13 protein-coding genes are annotated in these 14,450 nt (G+C 55.9%); 10 read left to right on the top strand and 3 right to left on the bottom strand.

Features of this window, described 5'->3' with window-relative positions:
• From ACHZCU_RS06375 to ACHZCU_RS06360, 4 genes are all read left to right on the top strand, one after another.
• Positions 1-984, top strand: a complete 984-nt coding sequence (locus ACHZCU_RS06375) for a 2-dehydro-3-deoxygalactonokinase (RefSeq protein ID WP_319518101.1) — start codon at positions 1-3, stop codon at positions 982-984.
• Between the two features lie 143 nt (positions 985-1,127).
• Complete coding sequence (locus ACHZCU_RS06370; protein ID WP_106307771.1) at positions 1,128-2,087, top strand: tripartite tricarboxylate transporter substrate binding protein; 960 nt, start codon at positions 1,128-1,130, stop codon at positions 2,085-2,087.
• Between the two features lie 63 nt (positions 2,088-2,150).
• Positions 2,151-2,657 (top strand): tripartite tricarboxylate transporter TctB family protein, encoded by a 507-nt coding sequence (locus ACHZCU_RS06365; protein WP_106307768.1) that lies wholly within the window; start codon positions 2,151-2,153, stop codon positions 2,655-2,657.
• A 26-nt stretch (positions 2,658-2,683) separates the two neighbouring features.
• On the top strand, positions 2,684-4,207 hold the full coding sequence (locus ACHZCU_RS06360; RefSeq protein WP_106307765.1) for a tripartite tricarboxylate transporter permease: 1,524 nt from the start codon (positions 2,684-2,686) through the stop codon (positions 4,205-4,207).
• Positions 4,208-4,425: 218 nt separating this feature from the next.
• Here ACHZCU_RS06360 and ACHZCU_RS06355 read toward each other — a convergent pair whose 3' ends face one another.
• The 3 genes from ACHZCU_RS06355 to ACHZCU_RS06345 all read right to left on the bottom strand — a co-directional run bounded on the left by ACHZCU_RS06355 (position 4,426) and on the right by ACHZCU_RS06345 (position 6,927).
• Complete coding sequence (locus ACHZCU_RS06355) at positions 4,426-4,614, bottom strand: hypothetical protein (protein ID WP_319518100.1); 189 nt, start codon at positions 4,612-4,614, stop codon at positions 4,426-4,428.
• Positions 4,542-4,745 carry an ROK family protein gene (locus ACHZCU_RS06350; protein ID WP_319519755.1) on the bottom strand — a complete coding sequence of 68 codons (204 nt, stop codon included), beginning with the start codon at positions 4,743-4,745 and terminating at the stop codon, positions 4,542-4,544. Before ACHZCU_RS06350 ends, ACHZCU_RS06355 begins: the two co-directional genes overlap by 73 nt.
• 343 nt (positions 4,746-5,088) lie before the next feature.
• The gene (locus ACHZCU_RS06345) at positions 5,089-6,927 is read right to left on the bottom strand and encodes an SLC13 family permease (RefSeq protein WP_319518099.1); all 1,839 of its coding nucleotides are present in this window, start codon (positions 6,925-6,927) and stop codon (positions 5,089-5,091) included.
• 451 nt (positions 6,928-7,378) lie between these two features.
• Here ACHZCU_RS06345 and cysD point away from each other — a divergent pair, with 451 nt between their 5' ends.
• The 6 genes from cysD to ACHZCU_RS06315 all read left to right on the top strand — a co-directional run bounded on the left by cysD (position 7,379) and on the right by ACHZCU_RS06315 (position 14,446).
• Positions 7,379-8,284, top strand: a complete 906-nt coding sequence (cysD, locus tag ACHZCU_RS06340) for a sulfate adenylyltransferase subunit CysD (protein ID WP_106307762.1) — start codon at positions 7,379-7,381, stop codon at positions 8,282-8,284.
• Positions 8,284-10,182 (top strand): sulfate adenylyltransferase subunit CysN, encoded by a 1,899-nt coding sequence (cysN, locus tag ACHZCU_RS06335; RefSeq protein WP_319518098.1) that lies wholly within the window; start codon positions 8,284-8,286, stop codon positions 10,180-10,182. The genes cysD and cysN overlap by 1 nt, the downstream gene beginning before the upstream one ends.
• A gap of 5 nt (positions 10,183-10,187) precedes the next feature.
• Positions 10,188-10,982, top strand: a complete 795-nt coding sequence (cysQ, locus tag ACHZCU_RS06330; protein ID WP_319518097.1) for a 3'(2'),5'-bisphosphate nucleotidase CysQ — start codon at positions 10,188-10,190, stop codon at positions 10,980-10,982.
• 99 nt (positions 10,983-11,081) lie between these two features.
• Positions 11,082-12,356 (top strand): WcaI family glycosyltransferase, encoded by a 1,275-nt coding sequence (locus ACHZCU_RS06325; RefSeq protein ID WP_319518096.1) that lies wholly within the window; start codon positions 11,082-11,084, stop codon positions 12,354-12,356.
• Positions 12,353-13,471, top strand: a complete 1,119-nt coding sequence (gene gmd, locus ACHZCU_RS06320; protein ID WP_106307750.1) for a GDP-mannose 4,6-dehydratase — start codon at positions 12,353-12,355, stop codon at positions 13,469-13,471. Before ACHZCU_RS06325 ends, gmd begins: the two co-directional genes overlap by 4 nt.
• 6 nt (positions 13,472-13,477) lie before the next feature.
• The gene (locus tag ACHZCU_RS06315; protein ID WP_319518095.1) at positions 13,478-14,446 is read left to right on the top strand and encodes an acyltransferase family protein; all 969 of its coding nucleotides are present in this window, start codon (positions 13,478-13,480) and stop codon (positions 14,444-14,446) included.
• Positions 14,447-14,450: the final 4 nt, after the last annotated feature.

Genomic DNA, 14,450 nt, shown 5'->3' with positions numbered 1-14,450 from the left:
ATGGCTGCGCTGATAGCGCTCGATTGGGGTACATCCAGCCTGAGGGGCTTTCTCATGGATCAGGACGGCAAGGTGCTGGAAACCCGTGCCAGCCGGCATGGAATTCAGAACCTGCCGGCTTCCGGCCCGCAGGGCTTCGAACAGGCGTTCGTTTCCATGTGTGGAGAATGGGTGGAGCGCCACCACATCCAGGCGGCGGTTGCCTGCGGCATGGTTGGCAGTGCGCAAGGCTGGCGCGAGGCGCCCTATGTGCCATGTCCTGCCGACACACACAGCCTCGCCTCGCAAGCTGTCAGCGTAAATGCGCCACTCGGCGTCAAAATCATGATCGCGCCGGGTCTGAGCTACGATCCGGCAAATGGCCGTCCCGATGTTATGCGCGGTGAAGAAATTCAGATCGCCGGCGCACTCGGCGATGATGCCAATACCGATTCCGAGCGCCTGATCGTGCTGCCCGGCACCCATTCCAAATGGGTGGAAGTGAAGGACGGCAGCATCGAGGCCTTTCACAGCTATATGACCGGCGAGCTGTTCAGTGCGCTCAGGCGCGCCACGATTTTGGGGCGGTTGATGCCTGATGGTGAAAAACCTGCTGCGGATGTTGCCGCCGGGGCCTTCGCCAAGGGAATAGGTCTGGCGCTGGAAAGCGGGCCGGGCGATCTCGCCCACCAGGTGTTCTCGGCCCGCACGCTCGGCCTTTTCGGCCGCATGGAGCATGCCGCGCTTGCCGATTATCTCTCCGGTATCGTCATCGGTCACGAGCTTGTCTCGGCGCGCAACAGGTTTGGCGCGCGGATGACGGAAAGCGTGTCGCTTCCCGTTATCGGCGATGGCGATCTCTGCGCCCGTTATGTCGAGGGGATCAGGATTGTTTGCGGTTGCGCGCCAATCCTGCTCGGAAACACCGCGCCTGCAGGGCTTCATCGCTTTGCCGCCGCACTTGGACTGTTTTCATCCGCTTCTTTCGCCCGCGCGTCGGGCTGAAGCGAAACCCGGCGATCCGCGCCGGGGGCTGTCACCTTTTCTGGCAGCCCGGTGCGGATCGCTTCAACCGCGAAAGCCTTCCCGACCTTCGCAACCCTGCGCCCGTCTGGGCGCACCTCAAAAAGTAACCCTGGGAGGTTCAATTGAAATTTCTTCCTGCATTCGCTGGCGCGCTCCTTGGCGTGGCTTCGCTTGTAACAGCCGCCCCTGCGGCAGACTATCCCTCACGGCCTGTAGAAGTCATCGTCCCGACGGCTGCCGGCGGCGGTACCGATCTGCTGACCCGTGCCTTCGCCGATCATGCCAACAAGGTCTTTCCGCAGGCGCTCGGCGTCGTCAACAAGGCCGGCGGCGGCGGCGCGGTCGGACTGACCCAGCTGATGGCCGCGCGGCCCAACGGCTATACCATTGCCATGGGTTTCGTTGAAATCACAACGCTGCCGCATCTGGGCCTTGCAGCGTTCCAGGCCGACTCCTTCCAGCCGATCGCGCGGCTGAACGCCGAACCGGCCGCCATCACGGTGCGTGCGGATTCGCCCTGGCAGACGCTTGAGGAATTCCTGGCTGCAACCAAGGAAGAGCCCGGCAAGATCCGCGTCGGCAATTCCGGCACAGGCGCGATCTATCACCTGGCCGCCGCCGCTTTCGGTGAAGCAGCGGGCGCCGAGTTCAACAACGTGCCCTTTGACGGCGCCAACCCCGCCGTTACAGCGCTGCTTGGCGGCCATATCGAGGCTGTCAGCGTCTCGCCGGCGGAAGTCTCGAACTATGTCGATGCCGGACAGCTCCGTATTCTTGCCGTCATGGACGATCATCGTTCGGCACTCTATCCGGACGTCCCGACGCTGACGGAACTCGGCTATGACGTCAATGTCGGCACCTGGCGCGGCCTGTTTGCGCCCAAGGGCACGCCGGAAGATGTCGTCAACACTCTGCGCGAACTCGTCAAGACCGTCGTCGAGGAAGAGTCCTTCCAGGAGCAGATGAAAGCCATGAAGATGACCTTCGCCTATCTTGACGCGCCGGAATTCGAAGAAGCGATCCAGCATGACGATGCCTTCTTCGCCGACCTCGTTCCGCGTATTGGCCTCACCCAGAACTGATAACCACTTTTACGGACCCGGCGCCTATGCGCCGGGTCTCTCCGGCAGCCGGGAGGAACGGCAGTGACTGAAACGAACCAGACCAACCCAACACGTCAGACCATTACGCGGGGCGAGAGGATTGCCCTCGTCGTTATCGCGATTGTCCTGAGCATCATCTCCGTTCTAGCCATTCTCGAAACCCGAAATTTTCCCCAGATCCGTCTCAGCGCCGATGTGGGCCCCGGCCGTTTTCCCGTGATCTTCGCGACAATTCTGATCGCTCTGTGCATCATCATGGTTGTTCAGGCGTTCCGCGCCGAACTCGTTGCGGCCGAGACTGAAGACGAAACGCCGCGATACGCCAATGTTGTGCTCGGCGTGGTGATAACCTGCATCTGCGTGGCGGCGATCAACTTCGTCGGCTATCCGATCCCGGCGGCGATCCTTCTTTTTTCGCTGATGTGGTTGATGGGCCGCCGCAATGTCGTCGTCAACGCCCTGATCGCGATCGGGCTGACCGCCGTCATCTATGTCGCCTTCGCGCGCGGTTTGATGGTTCCGCTGCCGATGGGCAGCTTCTTCGAATAAGTCGAGCCTGAAGAAGGAAAAACGATATGTATCAGCTCGATATGCTCATGCAGGGCGTTGCCAATCTGGCCGCCAATCCGTTCGCGCTTGTGCTTGCTGTCTGCGGCGTGGCGCTCGGCATCGTCATCGGCGCAATGCCCGGCCTGACAGCGGCCATGGGCGTTGCCATCATGCTCCCCTTCACCTTCGGAATGGACCCGATTTCCGGCCTCCTGATGATTTGCGGCGTCTTTTTCGGCGCCGTTCATGGGGGAACGGCAACTGCGATCCTGCTGCGTATCCCCGGTACGCCGGCTGCGGCCGCCACAGCACTCGACGGTTATGAGCTCACGAAAAAGGGCAAGGCGGGTCTGGCGCTCGGAACGGCCGCGATCTCCGCCTTTCTCGGCGGGACCGGCAGTGTGATCGTGTTGATCTTTCTGGGGCCGATCATTGCGCGCTTCGCCCTTAATTTCAGCGCGGCAGAATCCTTCGCCCTTGCTGCTTTCGGTCTGTCGATCATTTCGGGAATTTCCGGACGATCGCCAATCAAAGGGTTGATCGCCGGCTTTCTCGGTCTGCTCCTTGCCACCGTCGGGATGGATCCGATGGGAGGATTTCCTCGCTTCACCGGTGGCTTTACCGAACTTTACCAGGTGCCTTTCATTCCGGTCATGATCGGGTTGTTTGCGGCTGCCGAGGCATTCTCCACGTTGGAGAAAGCCGCTGTAAGCCTGAAGACAAAAGCGGCGCTGGGCCGTCTGCTGCCGCCATGGAAGGTCTATAAAGGGCTTTTGCTGACTGTTTTCCGTTCGGCCGGCATGGGCACCATGATCGGCATGATCCCCGGCGCCGGATCGGACATCGCTGCCTATGTGGCCTATAATGAGGCTCGCCGGTTCTCAAAAACACCGGAAAATTACGGAAAGGGTGAGGTCACGGCCGTGGCCGCCTGTGAGGCCGGCGCAAACGGCTGTACCGGTGGTGCGCTTCTGACCATGCTGACACTGGGCATTCCCGGCGATGCGGTAACGGCAATCATGCTCGGCGCTCTTACTCTGCAAGGTCTGCAGCCCGGGCCTCTGCTGTTCCAGGAACATGCAAATCTGGTTTTCACCCTCTTTGTCGGTATGCTTTTCTGCTACGCTGTCATGGTGTTCATGTCCTTCGGCGCCATGCGCATTCTCGGTCGCGTGCTCCAGGTTCCGCGCTCCATCCTGACGCCGGCGATATTGGCGCTCTGCATCGTGGGCACCTATGCCCTGAATAACTCGATGTTTGACGTCTACATCATGCTTGCTGCGGGCGTGGTCGGATATTTCATGCAGAAATGGGGGTTCCCTGCCTCCCCGATTGTTCTCGCGTTGATCATGGGCCCTATGGCCGAAGCGAACTTTCGCCGGGCGCTCTCGCTTTCAGGCGGCAGCTATGACTTCCTCTACACGCGTCCAATCACCGTTGTACTGTTGACGGCGGCCATACTGACGCTGGCGGTTCCGCTGATCCGTTCCCTGCTTCGGTTTAGGGGGAGGACCCCCAATAAGCAGAGTTTGAGCAACAACCAGGCTTGAATGGGGATGTCCATCAAGGCGAGCCGAATGACCCCGCCCTGCCGGCGTCATTCGGTTTGCTGGATTCCAGGGACTATTTGTTGTCGAAATCTTCCAAGCGCCATTCCTGATACCGCTTCAGCAGGAGTGCGGAGCCATCTCTTGTGAGCACGTTCTGCTTCAGCAGAACGGCAGGCCCGTCAGGCGCCCGATTTCACTCGGGGATGCGGCTTCGATGATCAGGTCACCAGCGGCAGACAGCGTTGATAAGCCCGCTCGCGCACGCCCGCGACCAGGTGTTCCTGCGATGCGGCCAGCGTGCCGCCGATCCTGATCGTTCTGGGATTGAGAATACTCACGACATCGGCAACCACACTCGCCGAGTGCGTATCCTCTGCCTTGAAGGCAATTCGCGCGCGATCGCCCATCCGGCGGCATGGGCCTCAATACAGCCAACCTTGCCGCAACGGCAAAGCGGTGCCCTTTCCCGGTTGAGCTGGATGTGACCGATATCACCGGTAGTGCCGTTGGCGCCGTGGTAGAGGTGCCCATCGGCAATCAGACCAGAGCCGATGCCCGGTGCCGCGATTTTTGCCGTACAGATATTGTGAATACGAGAAAAACGGATCGGAGCGGGCGAGGTTGGTCTTGAAACGAAGCGTTGTTTTTACGCGTATATTCGATAGCTTCCCGAACTGAACGCATGGGTTCGATTCCCGTTACCCGCTCCAGTGATTTCAACGCACTCAGTTTTACCCGCTATACTGCTTTTTACTCAGCCACTTTGTGGTCGCCGATTGTGCGTCGGTGCTGGAAGCTCTTTATCCTGCGGATGTTTGGCACCCGGCGGCCTGCTTGGTCTGAGGCGTTTTGGGGCAGTCGGCGTTTTTGTCCGCGTCCGGTCAGAGATTGTAATAGACCGGCGCCAGAATCGCGAAAGCGGTTGCAATGATGACCACGAGCGGAAGGCCGCCTCTCAGGAAATCTGCGAAGCTGTAGTGCCCGGGCCCCATGACCATCAGGTTGGTCTGATAGCTGATCGGCGTTGCGAACGAGCAATTGGCGGCGTAGATCACGGCTGCTGCGAAGGCGAGCGGCGGTGCGTTGATCTGATGGGCCATGTTGAGGGCGATCGGCATGAAAAGCGCTGCCGCCGCGTTGTTGGAAAGAATATTGGTCATGATCGCGACGGCAACGAATAGTATCGTTATCGCCATGACCGCGGACGAGCCTCCGGCGAGGGCAATGGCCCCCTGTGCAATCAGTGATGCGCCACCGGAAACCTCCAGAGCCGTCGCCAGCGCGATCGAGGCGCCAATCAGGAGAAATATCTGACGGTCGAAGGCGCGTGCTGCCTGCTGCAAAGTCAGGCATCCAGTCGCAATCATCGCCAGTGCGCCAAGCACGGCGTTGACGGCAATCGGCGAAATTCCAAGGGCCGAGAGCCCGATGACCGCAGCAAAGATGATGAAGGAAACAAGCGCGCGGCTGCGGGGCGGAACGGATTGAGCCGAATGCTCAAGCAGCAGAATATCGTGATTGCCGCGCATCGACATGATGTCTTCTTCGGTGCCGCCAAGAAGAAGTGTGTCGCCGGCCTCAAGCCGCAGGAACCCGAAAGCGCCGCGCCCCATCCTGTTCTTGCGGCGGATGCCGACGATCGTGACATGAAAACGGGGCTGAATGCCACAGAAGCGAACCGTTCGGCCCTCGAACCGTGATCCCGGTGCGATGACGGCTTCGGCGAGGTGGTAATGCGGACCTTGCCTGCGACCGGCATTGATATGCGTCTCTTCTTCCGGTTCGCCAAAGGTGACGGCTTCTCCACTGGCAATGAGATCCATAAAGGCCTTGCGGCTCCCCGAAATCTGCAGAAGGTCACCGGGTTGAAGCTTCAGATCTTCGCTGAAAGGCGGGAAAAGCACCTTGTTTTCGCCACCCGCACTGCGAACGATCGAGTGCAGGGAGAAGGGTCTCAGTTGAGGAAAGAAACCTGTTATCGGCAGCAACCCGGCAAAGCGGCTTTCTGCGGCGATGGCGATTTCTCCGATGAACTGACCGCCGTCACCGTCCATGTTTGTGCGCAGTTCGGTCTGTCGCGCGCCGAGAAGCCGCGGCAGGAACAAAAGCACATAAGCATATCCGATCAGCGCCAGGATGATGCCCATGCCGGTGATATCGAAAAATCCGATTTCAAGGCCGCTGTCGGCCGCCATGCCGACGGCGATCATATTCGTCGACGAACCGATAACGGTTGTCATGCCGCCGAGGATGGTGATGAACGAGAGCGGCATGAATATCTGGTAGGCCGGCAACCGAAAGGTCGCGGCAAGCGACGTGAGTACCGGAATGAAGATGACGACCACAGGCGTATTGTTCAGGAACGCGGAAATTGATCCCGCCACCACAAGGATGATTGCCACCCCCATACGCGGACGACTGCCGCACAGCCTGCCGACATGGCGGGTGATGCCCTCCATCGCATCGGTGGCAAAAAGACCTTTCCCGACAATCAGAAGTGCCAGAACCGTGACAAGTGCGGGCGAGGAAAAGCCGGATAGCAGTTCCGTCAGGCTCAGCGTTTGGCCGGCAGGCCCCTCGTAAGGAACGATGCCGTAGATCAGAAACAGAGCCGCGAGCACGCCCAACGAGATAGATTCAATCGAAAACCTGTCGAGCGCGAACATAATGATCGCCCCGAACACGACCAGGAATGTCGAAATCAGATAGAATTGATCCACGGTGTGGTAACCCGAAATTTTAAACTAAAAAATGTATTTCTTATAATTTCATACAGGATTATCAAAATCTTTATCCGAGCGCCATGGCCGCTGATCGGCGTGGTTTCAGCAAACAGTCTTTTTGAAACATATCAGAGATATCTGCCTCGCACGGCTAATTCGCCCCTACGTGCCCGCTTGCGTTCAGCCAACTTATATGAAAATATCCTTATAGAAGCGCAAATTCTTTTTAAAGCCATATTGAAATCTGTAAGTGGCCCGAAGCAGAATGAGTGTTGGTGTCTGCGTGGTGCCGATCTGTTTTGAAAGGCGAATTTCGATCTGAATATTTTTTTGCCATAGAATTTTTTTTTATAAACTGCAGACAGTATAGTTGATTTGAGAGTTTTCGCAGAAAACGCATAATTCTAAAGGTCTATCCTTAAATCGCTTTTGAAATTCAATTTCAGGAATAGTAATGTCCCTTACGCACCTGCAACGGTTGGAAGCAGAATCCATCCATATTTTTCGTGAGGTCGCCGCGACGTTCTCACGGCCGGTTATGTTGTATTCGATCGGTAAGGATTCATCGGTGATGATGCATCTGGCGATGAAGGCCTTTTATCCGGCCAAGCCGCCTTTTCCTTTCCTTCATGTCGATACCACCTGGAAGTTCAAGGCGATGTACGATTTCCGCGCCAAGATGGCGAAGGATCTCGGCATTGATCTTCTGGTTCATATCAATCCGGAAGGCGTCGAAGGGAATGTTAACCCGTTCGATCACGGCTCGAACACCCATACGCATATCTGGAAGACCGTCGGTCTCAGGCAGGCGCTCGATAAATATGGTTTCGATGCGGCTTTTGGTGGTGCGCGGCGCGATGAGGAGAAATCCCGCGCCAAGGAGCGTATCTTTTCCTTCCGTAATGCCCAGCATGCCTGGGATCCAAAAAGCCAGCGCCCGGAAATGTGGAAGACCTACAATACCCGTGTGGGCAAGGGGGAATCGATCCGCGTCTTTCCGCTGTCGAACTGGACAGAGCTCGACATCTGGCAGTACATCATGAAGGAGAATATCCCGATCGTGCCGCTTTATTATGCGGCCAAGCGTCCCGTCGTTGAAAGGGATGGCGCGCTGATCATGGTGGATGACGATCGCATGCCCATCGGACCCGACGAAAAGGTCGAGGAGAAAATGGTGCGCTTCCGTACACTTGGTTGCTACCCGCTGACAGGCGCGGTCGAATCCGAAGCCGATGATCTGCAGGGCATCGTTCGCGAAATGCTGACGGCGCGCACCTCCGAGCGTCAGGGCCGGATGATCGACAAGGATGAAGCCGGGTCGATGGAGAAGAAGAAGCGGGAGGGGTATTTCTGATGAACGAGTTGACCGATTTTTCCGGTGACATGATCGAATATCTCGCCGAGCAGGAAAAGAAGTCGCTGTTGCGTTTTCTGACCTGCGGCTCCGTTGATGACGGTAAATCGACGCTCATCGGACGGCTTCTTTATGATACCAAGCTGATTTTCGAAGACCAGCTTGCCTCGCTCGAGAGCGACAGCGCCAAGCATGGCACGACGGGGACGGATATCGACTTTGCTCTGCTGGTCGACGGGCTTGAATCCGAGCGCGAACAAGGCATCACGATTGATGTTGCCTACCGCTTCTTCGCCACCGCGAAACGCAAGTTCATTGTTGCCGATACGCCCGGCCACGAGGAATATACGCGCAATATGGCGACCGGTGCCTCCACGGCCGATCTCGCCGTTGTGCTGGTCGACAGCCGTCAGGGCATTTTGCGCCAGACACGCCGCCATTCCTATATCGCCTCGCTGCTCGGCATCCGCCACATTGTGGTTGCGATCAACAAGATCGACCTGATGGACTACTCGCAGGAGGTCTACGACAAGATCGTCGCCGACTATCTGGATTTCGCCAAGGATCTCGGCTTTGAAACGATCGTGCCGATCCCGATGTCGGCGCGTTATGGCGACAATGTCACGATGCCGTCTGAAAACATGCCGTGGTATACGGGCCCGGTCCTGCTTGATCACCTTGAAACGGTTCCGGTCGAATCCGATCTCATCGAAAAGCCGTTCCGGATGCCGGTACAACTTGTCACCCGGCCGAACCTCAATTTCCGTGGCTTTTCCGGTGAACTTGCCTCGGGCAAGGTTGCTGTCGGTGATACGGTGACGGTTGCCAAGTCAGGGCAGTCCTCCAAGATCAAACAGATCTCCACCATGGATGGCGATCTTGAGAGCGCAGAGGCCGGCCAGGCCGTAACCCTGGCGCTCGAAGACGAGATTGAAGTCTCCCGCGGCAATATCCTTGTTGCGCCGGAAGCGCGCCCGAACGTGGCCGACCAGTTCCAGGCAAAGATCATCTGGTTCGACGCTGACGCGATGATCCCTGGACGCTCCTACATCCTGCGCACGGAAGCCGACTCCACGCCTGCGACCGTCACGGCGCTGAAATACCATGTCAACGTCAACACCTTTGCTCATGAAGCGGCCAAGGCGCTGAACATGAACGAGGTCGGTGTCTGCAATATATCGACCCAGGCGCCGATCGTCTTCGACGCCTATAAGGACAATCGCACGACGGGCAATTTCGTCATCATCGACCGCCTTTCCAACAAGACCGTTGGCGCGGGCATGATCGATTTCCCGCTGAGGCGCTCGCAGAACGTTCACTGGCAGGCCGTCGAGGTCAACAAGCAGGCGCATTCAGACCTGAAGGCACAGAAACCGGCCGTGCTCTGGTTCACGGGGCTGTCCGGTTCCGGCAAGTCGACGGTTGCCAATGCGCTTGAAAAAATCCTCCATGCCAAGGGCAAGCACACCTATATGCTCGACGGCGACAACATCCGCCACGGCCTCAACCGGGACCTCGGCTTTACCGCTGAAGACCGTGTTGAAAATATCCGTCGCGTCGCGGAAGTCGCGCGCCTGATGGCCGATGCCGGCCTGATCGTGCTGGTCTCGTTCATCTCGCCATTCCGATCCGAGCGCCGGCTTGCGCGCGAAATGATGGATGATGGTGAATTTGTCGAAATCTTCGTCGATACGCCTTTGGAAGTCTGCGCCGAACGAGACCCCAAGGGCCTCTACAAGAAGGCGCAGGCGGGTGAGATCGACAACTTCACGGGCATTTCCTCTCCCTATGAAACACCGGAAAATCCGGAGGTTCATCTCCACACTGTCGGTCATGATCCCTTCGAACTGGCCGGACGGATCGAGGAATACCTGTCGAAGCTTGAGCAGAAGGACTGAGAGTGATGGCAGATATGAACCAGGTCTTTCTGGATGCCGCGCTTGAGGCCGGCGATGCAATTATGACCATCTATGAGAACGGCATCGAGGTATCCTACAAGGATGATGCGTCCCCCGTTACGGTCGCCGATGAAAAGGCCGAGGAGATTATCCTCGGCCACCTCAACAAGGCATTTCCCGATATTCCGGTGGTTGCGGAAGAATCTGTCGCCGCCGGACGCGTACCGGATATCTCCGGCACATCCTTCTTTCTGGTTGACCCTCTCGATGGCACCAAGGAGTTCATCAACAAGCGCGAGGACTTTACTGTCAATATCGCGCTGATCGAAGATGGCGCTCCGGTTGCCGGTATCGTTTACGCACCTGCCAAAGGGGTCGCTTATCGAACTACGCAGGGTGGTGCGGAAAAGCTGGATGTCAGCGATGGCAAGGTTGCCGGGTCGGTTCCGATCGCCTGCAGGACAAAAGGCAAGGAACTGGTGGCGGTGGCCAGCCGTTCGCATAACAGTCCTGAAACCGAAGCATTCATGCAGAAAATTGGTGTGACCGACTTCACCTCGGTCGGTTCCTCCCTGAAGTTCTGCATTGTTGCCGAGGGGCTTGCCGATGTCTATCCGCGCTTCGGCCGGACCATGGAATGGGACACGGCTGCAGGCGATGCGGTTTTGCGCGCCGCCGGTGGCATGACCTACCGCACGGACAACGCAATATTTGTTTATGGCAAGATCAACCAGGATAGCGACAGCGATTTCGCCAACCCCTTTTTTGTCGGATGGGGTTCGAAGACCGATTTGAACTGAATATCGCGGAATGAAATCATCATGATTTCCACCTGATTGTGTTATAATTGATTTTTATTTTTAATATTCACGAGAACCACAACGGATAACGATGCTCATATGCGTCTTCTTATTGTAGGCATTAATTATTCTCCGGAAATTATTTCGACCGCAGTTTACACATCCGGTTTGGCCGAGCATTTCGCGAGCGAAGGCATCAGGACGGATGTTGTCACCGCATTGCCCTACTATCCTTGCTGGAAGGTCTTTGAGGGATGGAGGGGTATACGGTGGCGTCATGAGCAGAGCGAAAGTGGTGTCCGCGCCGTCCATTGTCCGCTTTATGTCCCGAAGAATCCCACAGGCATAAGACGTATTCTGCATCATGCCAGCTTCGCGGTGACGGCGCTGCCCGTTGTTTTCTGGAAGGCTCTGACCGGTCGGCCTGATGTTGTGTTCGTTGTCGCGCCTTCGATGGTGTCTGCGCCTGTCGGTTGGCTCGGCGCCCGGCTGTGCGGTGCGAAGGCCTGGCTTCACATCCAGGATTATGAAGTCGAAGCGGCATTTGCGACCGGGCTGATCAAGGAAGACAGCCGTATCGGGCGCGTGGCGAGAGCTTTCGAACGTTTTGTCCTGACGCGTTTTGATCGTATCAGTTCCATCTCTAAGCCGATGGTCGACAAGCTTCGAAAGAAGAATGTGTCCGAAGAACGGATTTACGAGTTACGAAACTGGGCGAACCTTGAAGAAATTCGTCCCGTTGATGGCATCTCGCCGCTCAAGGCGGAACTGGGTGTCACGACACCCTATGTGGCGCTTTATTCGGGAAATCTTGCAAATAAGCAGGGATTGGAAATTCTGGTCGAGGTTGCCCGGCGGCTCCAGCACCGCAGCGATCTGACCATCGTTGTGTGCGGAGACGGTCCCATGCGGTCCGAACTGGTTCGTGCAAGCGAAGATCTTCCGATGATACGCTTTTTCCCTCTTCAGCCGGTTGAAAAGCTGAGTGACCTTCTGGGTATGGCCGATGTACACTTGCTGCCGCAGATCGCCGGTGCCGCTGATCTGGTGCTGCCGTCGAAACTGACGAATATGCTGGCGTCAGGGCGTCCCGTGATTGCGACCGCTATGCCCGATACCGCTCTTGCCCATGAGGTTGAAGGTGCCGGAATTGTTGTTTCGCCCGGTGACAGTGAGGCCATGTCAGCTGCGCTTGAGGAACTGCTGGAGCAACCGGACAGGAGAGCGGCACTTGGCCAGATGGCTCGTGAGCGAGCGCTGGCGCGGTGGGACATGACAGCGATCCTGGATCGCCTGAAAAGCCAATTTGAAATGCTAATCGGAACGCCAAGAAGAGCAGGTACAGGACCTGAAAACGTGAGGAAATTTCAATGAAAAAAGCGTTGATTACCGGGATTACTGGACAGGACGGTTCCTACCTTACCGAGCTTCTTCTGGAAAAGGGCTATGAGGTGCACGGTATCAAGCGCCGTGCGTCGCTTTTCAATACCCAGCGCGTCGATCATCTATATCAAGACCCGCATATGAATGATACGCGGCTGAAACTGCATTACGGCGACCTCTCCGATACTTCGAACCTGACCCGGATCATCCGCGACATCGAGCCGGATGAAGTCTACAATCTCGGCGCCCAGTCGCATGTGGCGGTCTCGTTTGAAGCCCCTGAATATACGGCCGACGTCGACGCGGTAGGAACGCTGCGCATTCTCGAAGCCATCCGTTTTCTCGGGCTTGAAAAGAAGACCCGGTTCTATCAGGCCTCCACATCGGAATTGTTCGGGCTCGTACAGGAAATTCCGCAGCGCGAGACGACACCGTTTTATCCGCGTTCGCCCTATGCCGTCGCCAAAATGTACGCTTATTGGATCGCGGTGAACTATCGCGAATCCTACGATATGTTTGCCTGTAACGGGATTCTGTTCAATCATGAAAGCCCGCGTCGCGGTGAGACCTTCGTGACGCGCAAGATCACACGCGGTCTTTCGAATATCGCTATGGGCCTGGAGCCCTGCCTTTACATGGGCAATATCGACAGTCTTCGTGACTGGGGGCACGCCAAGGATTATGTCCGTATGCAGTGGATGATGCTGCAGCAGGATGCACCTGAGGATTTCGTCATCGCGACCGGGGTTCAATATTCGGTCCGTGAGTTCATCACCTGGGCAGCGTCAGACCTCGGCATTACCGTTGAATTTTCCGGCGACGGTGTCGAGGAAACCGGTACGGTGACCAGGGTCGAAGGTGATCTCGCCCCTGCCGTCGAACCCGGGCAGGTCATCGTCAGGATCGACCCGCGTTATTTCCGTCCCGCCGAAGTGGACACGCTTCTGGGGGATCCCTCGAAAGCAAAGGAAAAGCTCGGATGGGTGCCGGAGATTACGGCTCGGGAAATGTGCCGCGAAATGGTAGCAGCCGACCACAAGGCCGCCCGCCGTCATGCTCTGCTGAAGGAGCACGGGCTTGAGCTTCCAGTGAGTGTCGAGGGATAGCAATAGATGTCCGGCTCAACAGCAATATCGACTTTTGATATCGCAGAGTTTCGCCCATTGCGGAAACCCAAGGACGGCATACAGCAGTTGGGAGGGCTAGATGTCTTAAAGCATCTTTTGGCTATTTTCGTTGTTATTCAGCATACGTGGTCAGCGACCCGTTATCCTTCAGAGATGAAACTGGGGTATGAGCACCTCACTGATATAATTAACGGTGCTGTATTTGGATTCTTTCTCATATCTGGTTTTTTTTTCAAGGCACCCAAAAAGAATTTAACTTTCATCCAACGGAAGGCGCAACGCCTTCTTATTCCATTTTTCCTATTTTCCATTCTGTATGGCATAATTTTTATTGTTGCATTCGGAGTATCGCCTGAAAAGTTAATATTTTCTACAATTACTTTACAGGGGAATTCGATGCAACTATATTTTCTTCCCTATCTATTTGTTGTGGATATTACAGTTGGGATGTTGTTTTCCTTACGATCTTCTCGTCCTTTCGCTATCCTGTTGCTTGCCTTAGCGTGCTGCATTACAATTACTCTTCTTCTGCCGACCGCTTCTTCGACAGGTGCTAATCCTAAGCTGTTTCCTTATTATGGGGTTGCGTACCTTTTGGGTATGGCGATAGCCAGATACCCGAAGGCTGCAGGTTTAATTTTCTTTATTCTATTTCTAGTTGTCGGGTTTTTATACGATCCTAGGTTTCTCGATGCTGCTCTAATGGTTTTTTTGTTTGCTGTATTTTTGAATGCATTCAAATTCCTAAAACTAAGAATACCAGGGAGTGGTGCCGTATATATTTTGCACACGCCATTTTTAAATTTTTCTGTATCTTTTCTTCTTATGTATTTTGGAATAAATAATTGGTATAATTTGATTTTTACCATAATTTCCACATATGTATTATGCATTTTTTTATTTTTAGTTTTTGTCTATGCTTTTCCGAAACAGCGTAAATTAATTCTTGAGTGAGTTC

Source organism: uncultured Martelella sp. (genome assembly GCF_963677965.2).
Taxonomy (GTDB): Bacteria; Pseudomonadota; Alphaproteobacteria; order Rhizobiales; family Rhizobiaceae; genus Martelella; species Martelella mangrovi.
This window is presented reverse-complemented; position numbering and strand designations above follow the sequence as displayed.

Bases quoted from the DNA above. Each gene is read 5' to 3' on its own strand.
- ACHZCU_RS06375 (WP_319518101.1), top strand. From the start codon at position 1: ATGGCTGCGCTGATAGCGCTCGATTGGGGTACATCCAGCCTGAGGGGC.
- ACHZCU_RS06360 (WP_106307765.1), top strand. From the start codon at position 2,684: ATGTATCAGCTCGATATGCTCATGCAGGGCGTTGCCAATCTGGCCGCC.
- ACHZCU_RS06355 (WP_319518100.1), bottom strand. From the start codon at position 4,614: ATGGGCGATCGCGCGCGAATTGCCTTCAAGGCAGAGGATACGCACTCG.
- cysN (WP_319518098.1), top strand. From the start codon at position 8,284: ATGAACGAGTTGACCGATTTTTCCGGTGACATGATCGAATATCTCGCC.
- cysQ (WP_319518097.1), top strand. From the start codon at position 10,188: ATGGCAGATATGAACCAGGTCTTTCTGGATGCCGCGCTTGAGGCCGGC.
- ACHZCU_RS06325 (WP_319518096.1), top strand. From the start codon at position 11,082: ATGCGTCTTCTTATTGTAGGCATTAATTATTCTCCGGAAATTATTTCG.
- gmd (WP_106307750.1), top strand. From the start codon at position 12,353: ATGAAAAAAGCGTTGATTACCGGGATTACTGGACAGGACGGTTCCTAC.
- ACHZCU_RS06315 (WP_319518095.1), top strand. From the start codon at position 13,478: ATGTCCGGCTCAACAGCAATATCGACTTTTGATATCGCAGAGTTTCGC.